At 67.1% G+C, this 17,838-nt stretch carries 18 protein-coding genes and 4 pseudogenes; 5 read left to right on the forward strand and 17 right to left on the reverse strand.

The window, feature by feature from the left end; all coding sequences use genetic code 11:
* The first annotated feature begins 448 nt into the window (after positions 1-448).
* Entirely contained in the window at positions 449-1,603 is a 1,155-nt protein-coding gene (locus NRF20_RS13025) for a PP2C family protein-serine/threonine phosphatase (protein ID WP_398635013.1), read from the forward strand.
* A 348-nt stretch (positions 1,604-1,951) separates the two neighbouring features.
* Here the strand turns inward: NRF20_RS13025 and NRF20_RS13030 are convergent, their stop codons facing one another.
* Positions 1,952-2,443, reverse strand: coding sequence for a hypothetical protein (locus tag NRF20_RS13030; RefSeq protein WP_398635012.1), 492 nt, complete (start codon positions 2,441-2,443; stop codon positions 1,952-1,954).
* A gap of 173 nt (positions 2,444-2,616) precedes the next feature.
* Between NRF20_RS13030 and NRF20_RS13035 the strand changes: the two are divergent.
* Positions 2,617-3,118: pseudogene (locus NRF20_RS13035) on the forward strand (maleylpyruvate isomerase N-terminal domain-containing protein); the annotation flags it as partial.
* A 107-nt stretch (positions 3,119-3,225) separates the two neighbouring features.
* Here the strand turns inward: NRF20_RS13035 and NRF20_RS13040 are convergent.
* The 5 genes and pseudogenes from NRF20_RS13040 to NRF20_RS13060 all read right to left on the reverse strand — a co-directional run bounded on the left by NRF20_RS13040 (position 3,226) and on the right by NRF20_RS13060 (position 8,131).
* A complete protein-coding gene (locus NRF20_RS13040; RefSeq protein WP_413752600.1) occupies positions 3,226-3,774 on the reverse strand; it encodes a DUF1062 domain-containing protein in 549 nt (182 codons plus the stop codon).
* A 1,202-nt stretch (positions 3,775-4,976) separates the two neighbouring features.
* A pseudogene (locus NRF20_RS13045) lies at positions 4,977-5,120 on the reverse strand (GNAT family N-acetyltransferase); the annotation flags it as partial.
* 787 nt (positions 5,121-5,907) lie between these two features.
* Complete coding sequence (locus tag NRF20_RS13050; protein ID WP_398635133.1) at positions 5,908-6,468, reverse strand: N-acetyltransferase; 561 nt, start codon at positions 6,466-6,468, stop codon at positions 5,908-5,910.
* Positions 6,465-6,824 (reverse strand): hypothetical protein, encoded by a 360-nt coding sequence (locus tag NRF20_RS13055; protein WP_413752601.1) that lies wholly within the window; start codon positions 6,822-6,824, stop codon positions 6,465-6,467. Before NRF20_RS13055 ends, NRF20_RS13050 begins: the two co-directional genes overlap by 4 nt.
* A gap of 104 nt (positions 6,825-6,928) precedes the next feature.
* Positions 6,929-8,131, reverse strand: a pseudogene (locus NRF20_RS13060) (IS3 family transposase).
* Between the two features lie 43 nt (positions 8,132-8,174).
* On the opposite strand from NRF20_RS13060, the gene NRF20_RS13065 reads away from it, so the two are divergent.
* The 3 genes and pseudogenes from NRF20_RS13065 to NRF20_RS13075 form a co-directional block, all read left to right on the forward strand.
* The gene (locus NRF20_RS13065) at positions 8,175-9,227 is read left to right on the forward strand and encodes a protein-L-isoaspartate(D-aspartate) O-methyltransferase (protein WP_413752602.1); all 1,053 of its coding nucleotides are present in this window, start codon (positions 8,175-8,177) and stop codon (positions 9,225-9,227) included.
* A 72-nt stretch (positions 9,228-9,299) separates the two neighbouring features.
* Positions 9,300-9,617 carry a DUF6087 family protein gene (locus NRF20_RS13070; RefSeq protein ID WP_398635140.1) on the forward strand — a complete coding sequence of 106 codons (318 nt, stop codon included), beginning with the start codon at positions 9,300-9,302 and terminating at the stop codon, positions 9,615-9,617.
* A 164-nt stretch (positions 9,618-9,781) separates the two neighbouring features.
* A pseudogene (locus NRF20_RS13075) lies at positions 9,782-9,886 on the forward strand (integrase); the annotation flags it as partial.
* 21 nt (positions 9,887-9,907) lie between these two features.
* Here the strand turns inward: NRF20_RS13075 and NRF20_RS13080 are convergent.
* The 11 genes from NRF20_RS13080 to NRF20_RS13130 form a co-directional block, all read right to left on the reverse strand.
* A complete protein-coding gene (locus NRF20_RS13080) occupies positions 9,908-10,408 on the reverse strand; it encodes a GNAT family N-acetyltransferase (RefSeq protein ID WP_398635141.1) in 501 nt (166 codons plus the stop codon).
* Between the two features lie 730 nt (positions 10,409-11,138).
* Positions 11,139-11,594: a hypothetical protein gene (locus tag NRF20_RS13085; protein ID WP_413752603.1), complete on the reverse strand. Its 456-nt coding sequence runs from the start codon at positions 11,592-11,594 to the stop codon at positions 11,139-11,141.
* A 1,198-nt stretch (positions 11,595-12,792) separates the two neighbouring features.
* A complete protein-coding gene (locus NRF20_RS13090) occupies positions 12,793-13,635 on the reverse strand; it encodes a helix-turn-helix domain-containing protein (RefSeq protein WP_413752604.1) in 843 nt (280 codons plus the stop codon).
* Positions 13,632-14,168 carry a DUF6879 family protein gene (locus NRF20_RS13095; RefSeq protein ID WP_413752605.1) on the reverse strand — a complete coding sequence of 179 codons (537 nt, stop codon included), beginning with the start codon at positions 14,166-14,168 and terminating at the stop codon, positions 13,632-13,634. Before NRF20_RS13095 ends, NRF20_RS13090 begins: the two co-directional genes overlap by 4 nt.
* A 1-nt stretch (position 14,169) precedes the next feature.
* Positions 14,170-14,373 (reverse strand): hypothetical protein, encoded by a 204-nt coding sequence (locus NRF20_RS13100; protein WP_413752606.1) that lies wholly within the window; start codon positions 14,371-14,373, stop codon positions 14,170-14,172.
* A 648-nt stretch (positions 14,374-15,021) separates the two neighbouring features.
* Positions 15,022-15,468, reverse strand: a complete 447-nt coding sequence (locus NRF20_RS13105; protein ID WP_413752607.1) for a hypothetical protein — start codon at positions 15,466-15,468, stop codon at positions 15,022-15,024.
* A gap of 550 nt (positions 15,469-16,018) precedes the next feature.
* Positions 16,019-16,270 carry a hypothetical protein gene (locus NRF20_RS13110; protein ID WP_413752608.1) on the reverse strand — a complete coding sequence of 84 codons (252 nt, stop codon included), beginning with the start codon at positions 16,268-16,270 and terminating at the stop codon, positions 16,019-16,021.
* On the reverse strand, positions 16,267-16,497 hold the full coding sequence (locus NRF20_RS13115; protein ID WP_413752609.1) for a holin: 231 nt from the start codon (positions 16,495-16,497) through the stop codon (positions 16,267-16,269). Before NRF20_RS13115 ends, NRF20_RS13110 begins: the two co-directional genes overlap by 4 nt.
* 13 nt (positions 16,498-16,510) lie before the next feature.
* Entirely contained in the window at positions 16,511-17,374 is an 864-nt protein-coding gene (locus NRF20_RS13120) for a peptidoglycan-binding protein (protein ID WP_413752610.1), read from the reverse strand.
* Positions 17,367-17,576 (reverse strand): hypothetical protein, encoded by a 210-nt coding sequence (locus NRF20_RS13125; RefSeq protein ID WP_413752611.1) that lies wholly within the window; start codon positions 17,574-17,576, stop codon positions 17,367-17,369. Before NRF20_RS13125 ends, NRF20_RS13120 begins: the two co-directional genes overlap by 8 nt.
* Positions 17,576-17,836: a hypothetical protein gene (locus NRF20_RS13130; RefSeq protein ID WP_413752612.1), complete on the reverse strand. Its 261-nt coding sequence runs from the start codon at positions 17,834-17,836 to the stop codon at positions 17,576-17,578. Before NRF20_RS13130 ends, NRF20_RS13125 begins: the two co-directional genes overlap by 1 nt.
* Between the last annotated feature and the right edge of the window lie 2 nt (positions 17,837-17,838).

Raw genomic sequence — 17,838 nt, forward strand, 5'->3', positions numbered from 1 at the left:
CCGGCTCCGCTCCTGACTCGCCGGACGGTCCCCAGGAGGCGCGGCTCAGTGGCACAGGGCCGTGTCCACGACACTCTGACCTGCGGGTACGCGTGCGCGTCCGCGCTGGTGCGGCCATCGCCACACGGGCGCGGCCACACGGTGGTCATGGCCCGGCCAGGCAGGACTGGGGCACGATCCCGACATGTACGGCCTTCCAGGCGGTCCCGGCGGGCCAACCCTCACGAAGGTCCTGACATGCCATTGGCTGGAGCAATGGACGGCCCGAAGCGTTGCGGGGCAGCAGGATGGACGTCTTGCCCACGTCATGTGCCAGGAGTCCCGCGTGTACAGGCTGTTTGAGTGGAGCCGCCAGGAGCACCGTCCGCATGCAGGCCCACACGGCGGCTCCGTCCTCCGACCGGGCAGCGTCCGTGCTCGCGCCGCTCGCTCTGCGACGGAGTGAGCAGTGAGGTGGCCGGGCCGCCCCGGGGCGGCGAGTGGCTGGGCAGCGCAGCCCGGCGGTGGGGGCCCGCAGGTGCCGGCCGCGCCCGCGTGGATGCGCTGGCTGCCCGCCTTCTATATCGCGGGCATCCTGGTGCTCGAACCCCTTACGCCCGTGCAGTGGCCGGTGAGCTTCCTGCTCATCGCCCTCCCCGTGATCGCCGCCTTCGCCCACGGCCCCGCTGTTGTCGCCGGCGTCACCGTGTTCGCGATCGCCTTCGAAGGAGTCCTGGCCGGCACCCCGTGCTGCGCGGGCCGCCCGGTGAGCTACGTGTGGGAGCGCCACTACGTGGCCACCTACCTGAGCACCGCTGTGGTCGGCGTCCTCGGAACAATCCTGGCTGCCCACCGCGTGCGCCGGGAACGCACCCTCGCCAACGTGCGCTTCGTGGCCGAGATCGCGCAGCATGTCCTGCTCAGCCCGGTCCCGCACCGCATCGGCCCCATTCTGGTTGAAGCCCTCTACCTGTCCGCCGCCGCGGAAGCACGCATCGGCGGTGACCTGTATGAGGCCGTCCCCACCACGTACGGACTCCGCATTGTCATCGGCGACGTCCGCGGCAAGGGACTCCCCGCCGTCGAGACGGCCGCCACCCTCCTCGGCGCCTTTCGCGAGGCCGCCCACGACGAACCCGACCTCGCCGCCGTTGCCCGCCGGGCGGAGACGAGCATGAATCGCAGGGCCGCCCGCCTGGCCGGAAACGACGTGGGCGAGCGCTTTGTCACCGCTGTCTTCGCGGAGATCCCCCGCCGTCACGTGGTCCGCATCCTCAACTGCGGCCACCCCCCGCCCCTCCTCATCCGCTCCGACGGCGTCACTGAGCTGGAGACGGCCGACCCCGCACCGCCCCTCAACCTGGGCATGCTCCTCACAGAGGCCTACCGGGTCGACGAGTACCCCTTCGGTCCCGGCGACCAGTTGCTGCTCTACACCGACGGCGTCACCGAAGCACGCGACCACACCGGAGCCTTCTACCCCCTCCGCCAGCGTGTCCTCTCCTGGGGTCCTCTCCAGCCCCGGGAACTCCTCGACCGCCTCCACCACGATCTCCTCATCTACAGCAACAACCACCTCCACGACGACACCGCGGCCCTCGCCATCTACCACTTGCCCGACTAGCTGGCTGGAAGTGCCCTGAAGATCTTGAAATCGCGCCCACCTTGCATCGGTTCACGCCGGTTGATGTTTTCCGGTGATCCGATGCGAACTCGACAGCGAGAGCAGGATCTTCAGCGGTCTCCACCCCCTGCTCGGGCCGACCCCGGAGTTGCTCAGCTGGATCCCCAGGCGGATGCGCGCTGACCTGCGGTCGGACGCCACAAGGGTGGGACTGCCCGCTGGCCGGCCGTCGTGCCCCGAACACCGAACGATCGGCGGCCCCGGCTCACCCCCGGCCCGCCGCTCGCCGAACTGGGTTCTGTCAGCAATCTCGTCCAGGGCACGGGCCACGCCACCGACTGGCGACCGTCAAGTCTCCCGGCTCAGCCGTCGTTGCGACCAACTCTCCGCGCCGAGCCGGTGAATGCGCCGGCTCGGCAGGGGGCCACGGGACTCCATCGTGACGAACTGCATCATGTCGATCAGCATCCGACGAACCTCAGCAACCGGGACGGCCAGGCTCTCCCACTGGCCGAAGTGGGCCTCCAGACGAATCAGGCCCTCCTCCTCGTCGCACTTCAGAGCGCAGGACTCGAATCCCATCTGGTTTTCGTCCCCGGCCTCCAACTGAAGCCACGCCAACAGGACCGCCGATGCGGCCCCGGGGGGACCGCATCGGTCGACGATCTCCTCCGCAGCCCAGCGCAGGGCCTCTGGTGTGCCGTAGGGAGCTCGAATGACGGTCATGGCAAACGCGGAAGCAACGTGGACCGGCTCCCCCGTCGCATCCACATTCGTTGCGGGGATCTCTTCCAAACCGAAGACCCAGTGATGCTCTGAGGGTGTGGTTCGAGTGTCCATGCCATGCATACAGGCAGCATGACATGGACCTCCACAAGTGACCGAGGTCGCGACGACTACGCCGCCGATCAGTGCGCGCAGCGCGGCGACGGTCCCGACCGCCCGAGCCAGTGAGCCGACGAACGACGCGATCCCGGGGGCCGCGGCCAACCCGCACCACCGATCGCACCGAACTGCAACGCGCCGGCCCGGATCGCGGTTGCTGGACGTGGTGGGGTACGTCGGAGTCGCCGCAGACGTCCGGTGCCGTCGCTCGGCACCAGCTCCAGGAGATCGCGGTGCACACGTACGACGCCCAAGGTCACCTTGGGTGCCCCGCAGCCTCTGCCGGACGAGGCGGCACTCGACGGTGTCGACGAGTTCCTGTCCACCTGCTGTGCAACGACGAGTGCCTGGCCGCACAAGCCCGCTGCCGTCGACTTCCACGCCACCGAGGGCCGCTCCTGGCGCCTCTCGCTCTCCGCCGACGGCGCACGGATCACCCGTCTCCCCACACCCGGCACAATGCCCGCCACCGCTGCTGGCAAGGACCCGGACGCGGCCGCCGCCTCTGCCCGGGGCACGGCCGGTGAGCTGGTCCTCACCCTGTACGGCCGTATTCCGGTGGACTCCCTGCAGCTCGACGGCGACCGAGGTCTCTTCGACCTGCTTCAGGCCTGGGAGCCGGAGGAGTAGGACGCCGGGTTCCGGGTCGAGGTCGACGCCCTGGCCATGCTCACCGAGCCGTCATCTGGGCCTGTCCGGCGGATCTTGCCGGACAGGCCCCTGGTCCCGAGGAGGGCTCAGCGCTTGAGCGTGAAGGTGAAGTCGCCGGAGAGCTTGCCGCTCAGCCGGACTGCCGAAACGAGTTTCCCCTCCGTGATCAGTCTCTCGACCTCGGCCCGCGAAAGACCGCAACCTTCAGCGATCAGACGCACCGGCCGGACAGGGATCCGCGCCGCAAAGCGGACCGAGACGTCGATCACCTCGCGGTCCAGGTGATCCGATCCGCCGGTGTCGAGGCGCCAGGCGTTGTCCCAGTCGAGGGCGATGCGATTACGGCGCCGCACGACCGGATCCTGGAGCAGCTCAGCTGTCAGGCCAGGGTCGTTGTCATGCAGCCGGTCCAGCAGCTCAGGTCGTACGGAGCGCACATTGATCCGCCCCAGGACCGTGAGCTTTGCAGTTTCCCCGCAAGCGGTACAGAGCGCGAGGAGCCAGGCGTCGATGAGCTTGTGGTTTGCGTTGACGCGAAATTTACCGCTTGCCCGGAAGCGCTCGGACGCGCACGCGTGGCAACGGCGGAGAACGAGCGGCAGGCAGGTGGGCACGACCACCCAGTTTTTGAGCACAGAAGTACACCGGTTTCAGTGAGAAGTCCGCAGCAAAAAGGAGCGCGGCGCACATGCGCGACACGCGACGATTCAGCGCTCGGGAGGTCTCACAGGGTGTACAACGGCACGTCCTTGACCAGACGACTTGGTTCGGCAGCACGGTAATGGCGCACAGCGGCCCTGCTCCACTGGTTTTCGAGCGCCTCACCGCCAGGTTCTGTCCGGCGGATCACGGACGAAGCCAGAGCCGGATCGCGGTGACGGTGACGGTGCCGTAGAAGACGTAGGCCCGCTTGTCGTACCTCGTGGTCGGCGCGACCGTCAGCTGCGAGCGGGAGTCGTTTGGCGGGCAGGGACCTGCCTGGCTGGTCCCACGAGGAGCGCACGTATGGCGTGAAGTGGTCCTGCGTTTCCTCGTGATTGGGCTCAAGAGTGCAGCGCGCCAGTTTCGGAGTCCATGTCCCAGCAGCAATGCGTGATGACGTCGCTCGACTCGGTCTTCATCGGCGGGCCTCCCGCCATGCCCGCGTGAGCAGGACCGCTGTGGGGCAGGACGCCCTCACGCGGCACGACGCGCATGCACAGGTATGGCCGATGAGGACGAGGTAGGCCTCATTCCCGCGCATGGAACGGCCGGCTTCCGTCAGTGACGCATCGGCTCCTTCAGGCAGTCGGCAGCATAGGTACAGCGGGCGCCAGCGAGCGGCGGCAGCCACGCACCAGCGTCTACGTCAAGTGACAACTCCGTCCCTGGACCGGCAATAACGCCTGCGCACGAACCCGCTCAGGGTGCCCGCATCGCAAGACACGAGCGGCGGGCACCCTACGCAGAGCTCTGACATCGCCCGTATACGGCGGCGGCCTCAACGGAGCGGCGCAAGCACCCCGATAGCAGCGCCGGCCACCCCGGCGAGAACTCCGATCGGGGTGTAGATACGCAGGAACGGCCGGAGCCCCCGCACAGTGGGCCCCTCGCAGCACCCTGACCTGCGCATTTCCTCTGACCTGCACAGACTCTCAGCGCTTCGGCCCGTCCTGACCCGTCCTGGCCCGCCTCAAGCCGTTTCAGCGCACACTCGTGCTCCCACGGGAGCACCACGGATGAGGCGAAAACGAAGCAGGCTTTGACCTGCGGGTATTCGCTCCAGTAGCCCACGAGCCCGCACCAGCCGCCAAGCTGACCAAAAATCTGTCAGTGCTCGGCGCTGCACCAGGCCAGGTCACACAACCGTCTGGTTGACGAACCCAAGCGACGTAAGCCCTTCAGTCGCGCAGAGGCGGTCTGACGTACCGCCTACCTCGGTCTGCAAGAGTCGGTAGGCGGCGCCATGCTGGCGCCCCCAGGACATCGCCGCGCGCCACAGGGGCTCGGAAGGTGCACGTGCGCCCCGCCAAGGACGCCCAACATGACCCGTTCGGCAAGGTGCCCGTGCACGCTCCGCGGGCAAAGGACGAGGGTGCGTATCGCCTAGGTCCTGTCCGGACGACCATGGAATGGTCGGGCATTTGAGGGGCTCAGCAAGTGACGGCTGCACCGCTTCCGCGGTGGAAGGACTCCTGCCTTGGCGTGCTGGTGTGCCACGATGGCCCCGGGGAGGCGTGATGCAGTATGTGGTGCTGGGCGCGTTCATCGCGTTTGCTCTGGCTGTAGCGATAAGTGGTGTGGTCGAGCTTCTCACCGGATGGATCCATCCGTGGGAGCGAGCCCAGGTCCTGCGTCCTGTGCCTCATGGGCTTGGTCAAGTGCTGACGGGAAGCGGCCTCTGCTGTTTCTTCAGTGTGTTCACCTTCACCTCGTCAGGGGACGCTCTCCGTTCGCTTATGGCAGTGGGTGCTGGTCTCTTCCTCGCTGGAAGCGTCCTGCTCGGCGTGTCCCGATTTCCAGACCGCTGAGGCTGCTCACGACCGGAGCCAGATGACGACGGCTGCGGCAGTGACCGTGGCCGTGCCCGACAAGGCGGGGAGCCACGGTCAACCGCGGGCGCCAAGACGAGCTCCAGGGTTCCCATTGGCACCCATTCCCGCTGGTCAGCTTACTGAGGGGGCACAGAGCCCGGTGATTCCCAAGCTCGGCTCCTTCGCCGACCGTGTCGTGGTGCAGGTGCTGACCGCTCGCAATGTGGCTCCATACCCGAGCCACTACCCCACTCTCTAGTTCTCAGCCGGAGCAACCGAGCGCAGCATGACCGAGAACACGGGCGAGTCAGCAAACGGCTGCTGGTCGCCCAACTTGCGGTAGCCCCACGCCTCATAGACAGCTTGGACAGCACCGTCCCCATTGAGGGGGTTGACGAGCAGCGTCACGCGCTCCTCAGTCCGGTGAGTCAGCCACGCCTCATGCAGTTGCCACGCGACGCTCCGACCCCGCCACGCCTTACGCACCACGATTTCGTTTAGCGCGACGGTGCGCTTCCCGTTTTCGGCCATCACGGCGGCAGGCAGGGGCGTGAGCATGCTGCCCCACCACTTGGTGTCCGGCGCCAGGGTCGTTCCGAAGCAGAACCCGACGACACCGTCGTCTTCGTACCCCAGCACTGCCGTCCAGCCGGGCCGGGATGCGTACGCGGACAGCCGCTCGTCGAAGCGGTCCACGTCGTAGAAGGGGCCTGTGAGCCCGAAGTCGCGTTGGCGGACTTCCACGTGAGTATCAAGGATGTGACGCCGGATGTCGGGCAGGTCCTCGGCGGTGTAGTGCACTACGTCGACCGTCACCGGTGTATTTCTCCTTCGGCGTGGCGGTCGGCCCACTCGACCGCGATGCGGGATCCGGAAGCTGTGCGGGTCAGCCCCCGGCCAAACTGTTCCAGAAGATTCCCTGTTCGCCCAGTCATCCGTTTGCCCGGTGCAGGCAGGTGGGGAAGCACTGTCGCGTAGGCCTGCTCAAGCTCGCCCTGGGCCAGCTGGCTGAGAGCGAGATTCAACCCGTAATAGGTGCGGTTTCGGCGGTACTCGGGGCGTAGCCGCGCCAGAGTGCGGTGCAGGTGGGCTTCGCTCTCTGCGTGTTTCCCCAGCCGGCCGAGAACCAGGGCAGACAGGCCATCCAGTTCCGCTCGGTCGAAGAACGCCATCCAGGGAGCACGTTCCTCTTCCCGGTCAGCTCGCGCGTAGGCCTTCTCGGCGACCTCCAAGCTGCGCAGGGCTGAGGTGACCCCCGGAGTGTGGACACAGGGGTTCATGCTGCGAGTGAGAGTTTAGCTGTCTTGTGGTGGTGCTGTTCGAATTCCATCGGGGAGAGGTAGGAGAGCGCGCTGTGTCGGCGTCGGGCGTTGTAGTAGGTGAGCCACCGGAATATCTCGAGCCTCGCCTGAGACATCGTCACGAACACTCTCCTGTGCATCGTTTCTCGCTTCAGTCCCTGCCAGAAACTCTCGGCCAGGGCGTTGTCGTAGCTGGAGCCGACCCTGCCCATGCTTCTGCGGATGCCGTGCAGGTCGCAGACCTGGGCGAACGCGGCCGAGGTGTATTGCGATCCGCGGTGCGTGGAAGATCACTCCGGTCACGTTGCCGCCGCGGGTCGCGACCGCGGCCTGGAGTGCGTCGATGACGAGCTCGGCCCGCATGTGCGGGGCCATCGGCCAGCCGAGCACTCGGCGCGACCGGATATCGATGACGCAAGCGAGGTAGAGCCACGCGGCTCCGACCTGCACATATGTGATGTCGCCGCACCACTTCTCGTCCAGCGTACTGGCGGTGAAGTCCCGCTGGACCAGGTCCGCCACTGGCGGCGCGAGGCGGTCCGGGATCGTGGTGCGCTTCTTCTTCCGCAGGTGACGGCCGACGATGCCGTGCTTGCGCATCAGCCTGGCCACGCGCTTGTGGTTGACCGTGTGGCCGAAGCCGCGCAGTTCGGCATGGACTCGAAGCGCGCCGTAGTTCCCGCGGTGTTCGGCATGGATTTCGCGGATCTCCTCGACCAGGGCGTCCTCCTCGAACTGCCGCCCCGCCCGCGCCTCAGCGCCGGTGATCCACCGGTAGTAGCCCGAGCGGGAGACCTCCAGCACCCGGCATATCCGCTTGATGCCGAACATCTCGGCGTGGGTGGAGACGAAGTCCCAAGCGGCGGTCTTCACTTCATCTCCCGGGCGAAATAGGCCGCTGCCCGACGCAGGATCTCCCGCTCCAGCTGTCATTCCTTCTCCGCCTTGGCCAGCCGCGCGTTCTCCGCCCGCAGCCGGGCCAACTCGGCCTCGGTGTCCTGCGACGCGCCTGCGGCGACTGGACGACCGTCGGCATCACGCACCCAGGTCCGCAGCGTCTCGGGGTTGACGTTCAGATCAGCCGCGACGTCCTTGAACGTCCGCCTGCCGGCCGAAGCCCGCCACAACGCGATCGCGTCGGACCGGAACTCCGCACTGTACTTCGAGGGCCGTGCCACGTAGATCTACACCTTCCAGGATCAGCAAGATCCATTGTCAGGTGTGTCCACACCACAGGGGTCACCTCAGTTCACCCCCGGCCCACACGGATGGACCGCCGTCGACGGCCCGTCCAACGAGAAGGTATGGGCGGCGGCCGCCTACTCGGACACCACGCTGGTCACGCGCATCGGGCCCGTGCACGCCGACCACGCCGAGACCGGCCAGCCCGTCACCGGTCACCCCACATCGTCGTCCACTCTGCCGAGTCTGGTTGTGACGATGCTCCGGCACGGCCGTCTCACCCCAGGCGTACGGCTGCTGGACCTGGCCACCGGCTCCGGGTACAGCGCGACCCTAACTTGCCAACGGCTCGGCGATGACCTGGTGACGACGCTGGACGTCGACCCGTACCTGACCCAGGCCGCCGCTGAACGCCTCGACCGCATCGGCTGGCACCCGGTCGTCGTCACTGCGGACGCCGGCGACGACGACCTGCCCGGCACCTTCGACCGGATCGTGTCCATGGTCTCGATGCCCCGCATCCCGGCCACGTGGCTGACCGCGCTCACGCCCGGCGGACGCCTGGTGACCACGATCGCGGGCACCGGCCTGATCGTCACCGCGGACAAGACCGAGGACGGCGGCGCGACGGGACGCGTGGAGTGGGACCGCGGCTCGTTCATGGCCACCCGCGCCGGCGACGACTACCCGCCCGCGCTGAACGAAGTGTTCGCCAAGGCCGTCGGCCAGGACGGCGAGGAGGTCACCCTGTCATCGTTTCCCGTGCTCGACGTCATGCAGGCCTGGGAGGTGTATTCGATGCTGTCGCTCACGACGCCCGGCATCGAACACCGCACCGGGACCGATGACGACGGCAACCGCTTGACGTGGATGCTGCACACGGACGGGTCCTGGGCGCGGGCCTGCACCAGGCCGGGCGAACACACCGCGACCGTGCACCAGAGCGGCCCGCGCCGCCTCTACGACGACCTCGAGAACATCCGCTGCCAGTGGCTGGAGCGGGGTGAACTCCCCGTCTACGGGGCACGGGTCACCATCACCCCTGACGGTGAGACGACTCTGTCGCGCGACGGGTGGTCAGTGACGCTGTAACCCCGTACGGGGTCCCGGCCTTGGCGCCGACCCGGCAGACTGGACGAGATCCGACAAGGAGGGAGCACCCCCGTGGAAGACGAACCCCTCGACGAGTGGGCAGCACGCCGTGAGCAGCGCCGCCCCATGCCCGGGGAGCGCCGGGCGACCCCGCTCGGCGGCCAGCCGGAGCAGGGAACCCACGTTGCCCCTGACGCGCCGCGCGGCATCCAGGAGTGGGACGGACACCAGTGGACACCGGCCGGAGTCGCCGAGGACCTTGCCGCCGCCGCAGATGAGACCGGGAAGGACGCGGCGCCCCGGGCCGAACGGGTCCCTCTGCCGACGTTCAGCAAGCTGCCCCCGATGCCGGAACCCTGGCGGCCGACCGAGAAGTTCTACCACCTCTGATACCACCTGACCCGCCCTCCGCTGTGCCCCCGAGGCTCCCTTCCGGCTCGGGGGCACAGCCGTTGGGGTGTAACAGAACTGAGCCGTTGACGTTCGGGGAGTGAAAGGAGTTGCCCCAGGTGAGGGCACATCTCGGAGACGCGCGTCACACGACGGGCCCACCAGCCCGCCACCGCGACGTCTTGGCCGCCGAACGCCGCGAGCGCGCTCGCATCCGCAGCGAGAAGGGCATCCGCTGGGGCGGACGCCCGCTCGCCGTGGTTGCATGACCAAGCGAGCCGGTGATCTACCTAGCTGTTCGTCAGGTCCTTGGCCATGACCTGTTCGCTGCCCGTGCCATCAGGCAGAAGGTCACCCGGCACACCGGTGTCCGTGAACCCGTGGCGCTCGTAGAGAGCGGCAGCCCTTTTGTTGTCCGGCATCACAGACAAACGCAGAGACTTGGCACCTCGCTCTGCAGCCCACCGTGCAACCTCCCGGATCAGGCAGTCGCCGACCCCTCTGCCCCGGGCCGCGGGACTGACCCACATCGAGATCAGCTCAACGCTGTCTTCTGCATGCTCAACTGGAACGCCGCTGGCCATCCCCGCAGGACGACCGTCAACTACCGCAACGACATTGTGCGCGCCGGGAATCTCCAGACGGGCACGCCAGCGGTCTTCGCGATCACCGGCTCCCTGCCACTGGGCAAGCGTCGACCCGAACGCGTAGGGCGCCTCTGCCAGGGCTGCCTGCCGCAGTTCCCGCCAGATCGGCCAGTCGTCTGATTCCAAAGTGCGTAGTTCAAGCATGACGCAGACCCTGCCGTACTGACGGAAGCAACAGCAACGGGATAACGTCCGATGTTCGTGCCAAACCGGTGAACCTATGCGGTCACAGCACTAAGGGCTGTCCCGCTATTTGACGGTGCCGCCATCCGCGGTCACCGAAGGGGGCAACACGGCCCCGTTCATGCGGATTTGCCACTCGAACGCAGAAGCCGCGTTCGGGATCAAATCGGATGTCGTGCGGTCGCTGTCAGAGTTACGGGACAGCCCTTAACTCGTCGTCCTGGTGCTCGTTGTCACCCACGGGGTGAACGGCATACGCGCTGGTCACAGTGCCCACACTCGGAGCCGAACCGGAAAACCGCAATACCCCGGCGGGCCAGCCAGCTCTCAGGGCAGAGCGTCGGGTATTGCCGCCATGAGGTGCCACTTCCATAACGGATGCATGAACGTCTGTTTTTGGCTCCCAGGCTCCGGACACCCTTGCGGCATGACAATGACGAACGGGGCCAGCTCAACGCCGGAAACAGTCACGCCCGACACCAACCGAACATCTACAGCCACATCATCTCCCAACACTCCGCCACGACGCTACCGAGACCTGATCACTCTGATCTGTGCGGCTGGCGCTCTCCTTACAACAGCAGCGGTCTCCCTGCCCGTCATCATCGCCATGTGGCGTCAAGAACCCTGGATCATGGGAATATTCGAGCAGCATTTCGCCGCAGTCATCGGCCTTCCTTCCTCTGCGTTATTACCCTTCATCCTCGTTGTCCTCCTGGAGGCGCGATTCGACCGGATCGAAATGAAGTTCTTCGGTATCGTCGAATTCAAGGGAGCGTCGGGCCCAATCGTACTTTGGGGTTTCTGCTTCTTGCTTATGGCGTCCGCCATTGTGATGCTTTGGTAGAAACCCCTGAAAGCAGCAGCACGTGGATGCGTCCACCGTACGTCCGGTGTCCGACAGCAGCCAGGAACGAGGCGTCCCCGTCGACGAGGGACGCGGCGGGCGGGGGAACACGACGTAGTACCCGGCCGCGCTGAACCGGGACTCCAGCAGGTCGCATCCGGCGCTGTCGGCCGTCTCAGTCAGGACGAGGACCGGCTCCGGCCGGGCCGCGAGGTACGCCAGCTGCCGCTCGGCCTGTTCCCTCGACGGGTTGGTCAGGTTGAACGTCAGCAGGTCCAGCGTGCCGGTATGCCTGGTCACGAGCGTTTCCTCATCCACGATTCGCTGATCGCCTGGACGACGGCGTGGGCCGTCTGTCCAGGTCCGGGCGGAAGTTGTCCCGCCCGCACCCCGGCCACCGCCGGCCTCGGGTACGGGCGTGCCCCGCCCGCAGCTGGTCGGCGCGATCAGCTGCGAGCGGGAGTCAGCGCCAGGTGGTTCCGGGGCGGTCCCACGACTGGCGAACGTAGGGGGTGTAGTGCGGACCACTGTGCCCCGGGGGAAGGGTGCACCGTGCTTTGGTCTTCGGGTCCATGTCCCAGCAGTGGCAGGTGATGACGTTCGTCGATTCTGTCTTCATCGGCGGGCCTCCCGCCATGCCCGCGTGAGCCGGACCACTGCGGGACAGGGCGCCTTCGCACGGCACGACGTACACGTGTAGGTATGGCCGATGAGGACGTCGTACGCCTCATCCCCTCGCAGGGATCGGCTGGTTGGCGTCACTGACACATCGGCTCCTTCGGGCAGGTACGACAGCGTCGGGGAAAGATGAAGACGGACGACCCCGGTCCCTCGGGACGGGCACCGAGGTCCACGGCGGTCGTGGCAGTCAGCTCGACGGCGCACCATACGCAGGAGGCGCCGCGGCGCTGGGACGCCGACATTGACTCGACGGGCGGTAACTCCGCCAGGGGCGCCGTCAACAGAACGCCTCCGCCGGTAAGCGCAGGCTGCCGCCTGGCCCGAACGCGGCCCCCAGCGCGGCCGGGTCCGTGAGGTCACCAGAGCCGTCAGGTTTCTCCAGCCACCCCCGGCCGTCGATGTACCGCTCAGCCGGCGGACACCGCAGCATCCACCCCCTGGCGCGGACAGTGAGCCGTCCGAGGTCGGCCAGCACGTCCTCAGCCCCACAAGGCACGAGCCACCATGCAAGGTCAGCTGACGGGTAGACGAGCACAGGGCCGAGACGGTCCGGCCCTATGCGCTGCATCGCGGCGACAGACCGCATGAGGTCGGCTTCAACCGCCAGCCACAGCCGACCTGAAGGAAGCTGGGCGAGCTGGTCCTGCGCCCATACCCGATGAATTCCCACCGGGTCCGGGGCGGAAAGAGCCAGCCACTCCGAGCCCGGATTGCGTGTCCGTGGGGCCATGACCAGCACCGTAGAGACATCGGTGGCAACCGCGCCCGTCGATTGCGCCGGATTGCGCGCGTGGGCCGGCGGATTGAATCTGGTTGCTTACGTGAGGTCCAGCGAGGCCCTCGCTCGGGCGATCAGCCGACGCGCCTGCGGTCCGTGAACCGCGGCCTCGGCCAGCCAGTCCCATGCCCGTTCGTACAGGGCGATGTTCTCCTCGTCGTCGAGCCACATCTCCGCGTTGATCGTCTCGACGATGACGAGCCGCTGGTCGTAGATCCAGAAACCGTGGGTCGGCGCTCGCCGCAACTGGGCGCCGAACGGGATGACACCGATCTCGACGGTGTCGAGGCCGATTAGCCCTGCGAGCCGCTCAAGCTGTGCAGCCATGACCTCGCGCGGGCAAGTGAGGACGTGGAGGGCGCCCTCCCAGACGATGAACCGGAACAGGCGTCCCCGCTCGTACAGGGCATCCTGACGGCGGATGCGGGCCCGTACGGCTTCCTCGACATCCCGAGGGGTCTGCCGGAATTCCGAGTTCGCCTGGAAAGCGTGCCGGGCGTAGTCCGCCGTCTGGAACAGACCAGGAATGCGGGAGACTTCCACCCCGCGAATCATCTGAGTTGCCGCAGTCTCCGCAACGCCCATTTCCTGCCGAGCCCGATGCCCGCCGGCCAACTGCCGACGCCACGAGCGGTACTGCGTTTCCAGACCGGCCAGGCGGCCCTTCAACTCCTCGGACATGTCGGGACGGCCTACCGCTTGCGACCATGCCATGAGATCGGCGGCCGAAGGGGTCTGCTTCCCGTTCTCTAGCCGCGACACCTTCGAGCGCTGCCAGCCGAGCACTTCGGCCACGCCCTTACCGTCGAGGCCGGCCTCGGCACGCAGCTCGCGCAGTCGCGCGCCGAGGGCAACCCGGGCGGATTGAAAGTCGGTGCTCACACGCTGGAACGTACCGCCCTGGCGAAGTCGGCGGTACGGATTGCATGATGCCAAGCGGCGTCCCGGGCCTGGCACGCTGCCACGACATCGACCGGGTCGTCTGTGAGAACCACACCGAGAGTGGTGTCGTCCTCATCGAATACGAAGCGCATCACGGTGCGGGAGTCGAACAGCCAGAAATCGAAGTCCGGCAAGCCGAGCCGAACAGCATCCGATCGGTACAGGTTACGGATGTCCTCACCGGCCGCCACGTTTCTGGGGGCTCGCGCAAGCAGGAACTGCTGCCCCTGAGTGGGCGGATCGTCGACCAGGCGCACCCGCTCGAACCGCGCCCCGGCCGCTGTCTTCGCTGCCACATTCCGACGCCAGGCGTCCGGCGGGTCCTGGCTGACATCCTCACCGCTCCGCCAACGGCCCCAGTTCGGCCCGTTCCTGTCAGATGCATAGCCCTGGCGGGTCTCCAGGCGCCAGGCAGTGTGTTCGAAGTCCTCAAAGAAGTGCTTGGCTTCCTTGAACGGAATCAGGTCCGGCACGTCACTCCTTGGGGGCGAAGCGGGTCAGCAGCTCCCGAGGGATCACTACGAACGTCTCCGACGGCTTCACGTCGCGGAGCTGCTCCAGGTGCTCAGGGTCAGTGAGTCTGTCGCCCTGAACCACGATGTCGCCGGTCTCCTCGACCTCGTAAAGAGTGGGGCAATCACCGTCGTCGCTGGTGGTGCCGATGACCCTGAGCGCCATGTCGCCCTCCATCTGCGCTGGGTGGACAACCAGGATGCGACGGATAGCCGACGCTCGTGCGGCGATTGCGACAGATTGCAGATCTTGGCCCTGGCTGCCTCATTGCGCGCAACGGACACCGTGTCCGGACGCGCGGACACCCCGGACAACGGCACGGACACACTGTCCGCCCCCGCCTCGGACACCAGCCGTGATCAGCGCGGACAGTGCCCGGACAGCGTGTCCGGACACACCCTGGACATGGGGCGCCCCGTCCAGGTTCCACGCTGGACGGGGCGCACAGGTCCGAGTAGCGCAGCACGGACAGGACTGACGCTAGCGGCCGGGACCGACACCGCCCGCTACGAGGGCGGGTAAGGGCAGTGGCTCACCAGGTCCCCAGCATTGACGAGGCCCCGCCAATACGGGGGAGCTCGGCGGGGCATCTGCTCCCAGCATGGCAGGGAAGGTGTGATCGGGGCGGGTTTCGGCGTAACGCGCCGTGAACGACTCCAGCAGAGCCCTAGCTAATGGGATCCCGCCTGAGAGTGGCGACTCGCTATGCGGCTCAGTTCAGTGAAGTGCCCGTACTCCAGGGTTGGAGTACAGGCACTGTGTCGAGGAACCGTGCGGGCAGACGGCATCGCACCCGGCTCATCGAGGGTCTCGTCAGGTGAGGTTGCTCACCCAGCCGGAGCATGTGCCCGCAGTGATCAGCTTGGTATCCCAGTGGCCCTTGCAGACGCGGAAGCGGATTGTGGCGCTCTCGGTGAAGTTCTTGTTCTTGTAGCGGTATGTGGATTTGCCGTCAGCGTTGAAGATGGCGCCATAGCGGTCTCCGACTTCCCAGTCCACGACGGCGGAGGAGCCGTCCGATACCCCGTCGTAGATTAGGAACCAGTCGCCGCCGGGGGAGAAGCAGGCCTGGTACACGATGTTGCCATTGTCATATGTGTTGGCGCACTTCACCCACTGAGCTTCATCAGAGTAAGTAGTGGCGGTTGCGCGTTCGGTTTCGGCGGAGGCGGCGGATGCCTGGGTGATGGTGAGGAGGATGACGGCGGAGAGGGTGCCTGCGAGGGTGCCTATCCGCTTGAGAGAGCGGGTCTTGATCACGGACTTCCTCCTGTGACTGTGGCCAACACCCAGTTGGCGCGGCCATGAGGCCAGCGGGGATCACTGGCGGCACAGACCCTAGGAGGTATGTTCATGCAGCGCCGAAGTGGGGTGCCGCTGCGAGGCAATCGCCACAACTACCCCGTGGTGCGGGGTATCTTCGGAACCGCCGGGAATGATCGATCTACGGTCGAGCGCAGTCGACTACCGCGTCGCGCGCCCGTACTTCGCCGGCCGGAGGTCGCTGCAAGGGGAGCGAACAGACCTCAAGCGGAGCCCCGCTGAGTAGAGACGGTGGAAAGAGCGGGCCGGCCTCAGAAGGCGGGCCCGCTCTCTGTATTCACGAAGGCTCATCGAGAGAATCAGGTCCTTCGAAAATCGCTGTTGACGTCTCGCGGATCTCGGTGAGTTCATCGATCGCGACAACTGTGCCAAATCGGCTTCGAGCCTCTTCGGCTCCCTCGGCGTCATCGTCGTCAACGAGGGCCACGAAAACGTGCGCCACGTCTTTCCCGGTTAGGACTTGTCCGGCCGATCAGGCTGCAGTGGATCACCGGAAGATCGCGACGAGGCTGGTTGCCGCCCCGGCGACGCCGGTCACCGCGGCGATCGCCGGGAGCGGCCAGCGCCCGCGCTCCAGGGCGGCGACTCGATCCTGTAGCGCGTCGATGTCCGACTCGGTCGCCGCGGTCCGTTGCAGCGCGAGGTCCAATCGGCCGTTCAGCTCGGCGAACCCGGTACGGATCTCCCCGCGCATCTCGGCCAGTTCGACGGCGACCCGGTCGCCACCCGCCGGAGTCATGTGCGGGTCCGTACCGTCTCAGTGATCCCCGGCCCGTCGCCGGTCCCGGACGTGGTGATCGCGGTGAGGACGGCCAGGAGAGCGGCGCTCCCGGCGAGCGAGAGACCCTGGCCCCAGTCGACATCGAGGACGCCAGCGGTGTCGAGGCCGAGCGTCGCGACGAGGGTCTGAGCGGCGGTACGAACGGTGCGCTCAGCGGTGGCGAGCCAGAAAGCGGAAGTGAACATCGTCAGATGCCTTTCAGGAGAACAGGATGTGCCATGTGAGGGGGCCGGGGTAACCGTCGGCGTCGCCACTCAGCTGCTTGTGGGAGCGCTGGAAGTCCCGCACGTTGAGGCGGTCGGCCTCGCCCCAGGACTTCGACGGCCCGACCCGGTAGTGCTTGCCGAAGCCGCGGCGGACCAGCTGCTCGCCGAGGACCTTGATCGAGGCGTTCGACTTGCCAGGGCCAAACGCGTCACGGCCGGGGAACGCGGGCCGGGCCGGAGGCTTCGGCGGGCTCGGCTTCGGCTTACTCCCCAGACGGACACCGATGCCGTCACGCATCCCGTCCATGTCGACGCCGCGCGGATCGACCTTGCCGGGCTGCCACTCCTTGTGGCCTATCACCGAGCCGGACCCCCAGCCGTGGTGACGGCAGATCGCCGCACTCACCTTCTCGATCGCTTCGAGCTGGGCGGCAGGCCAAGGGTCCTTGCCGTCGCCGAGGTTCTCGCACTCGAAGCCGTAGAAGTGCCGGTTCCCGTCGGTGTTCGCCTCGTTGTCCGACGGCAGGCGCTCCTCGTCGATGACCGCCTGGAGCACGTCGTCGTCCCCCAGGCCGGCATGGTTCGTGCGGCCGTAACCGATCAGGTGTACCCGCCCGTCCTTCGCAATCATGCCGTGACACAGCGGGCCCGGCAGGTCCGCGTACCCGTGGCGCACGATCCCGACCGTGGCCGCGGTGCCCTTGGTCACGGTGTGATGGATCATCACCCCGTTCACCGGCCCCCACGCACCCCTGCCGTTCCGGTTATGGGTACGCCAGTTGCCGACCTCGACGACGCGGACACCCTCAGCGCGCAGGACGGACACGAACCGGTCGGGGTTAAGCGGGTCAGCCATGGTGGGCCTCCTCATCGACGAGGTGCAGGGTGAAAGCGGTGTGCTTGTCGCCCTCGTACAGCACGTGGTCGAGGGCTTCCCGGGCCTCGTCCCGGGTCATGAGCCTGGCGCCGGGGCACGCTTCGAGGTAGTCAGTCAGCTCCACCGTGAACCGGTACGAGACGTGCGTCGCCGACGCGTCAGGCGTACGAGCGCGGCCCATCACACACGCTCCGGCCAGTGCCACGTACCGCCGTACGCCCCCGGCGGATGTTCGCCGTGAAGCTGGTCGCCCTGCGCGCACCGCTGCGCGAAGAACAGGCCACCGGGGTTCAGGACCGCCAGCGACACGACTTCCCCGCTCGCGTCTGATCCGTGTGTCTCCGTGACCACGGCGGCCCGGCACTCCTTGCTGTACTCACCGCCCGGCGTCCCGTGGCTGGTGTAGTGCACGATCCGGCCGACTGAAGGGGTGGCGGTCATGG

Source organism: Streptomyces sp. R-74717, from assembly GCF_047305335.1.
GTDB lineage: Bacteria > Actinomycetota > Actinomycetes > Streptomycetales > Streptomycetaceae > Streptomyces > Streptomyces atratus.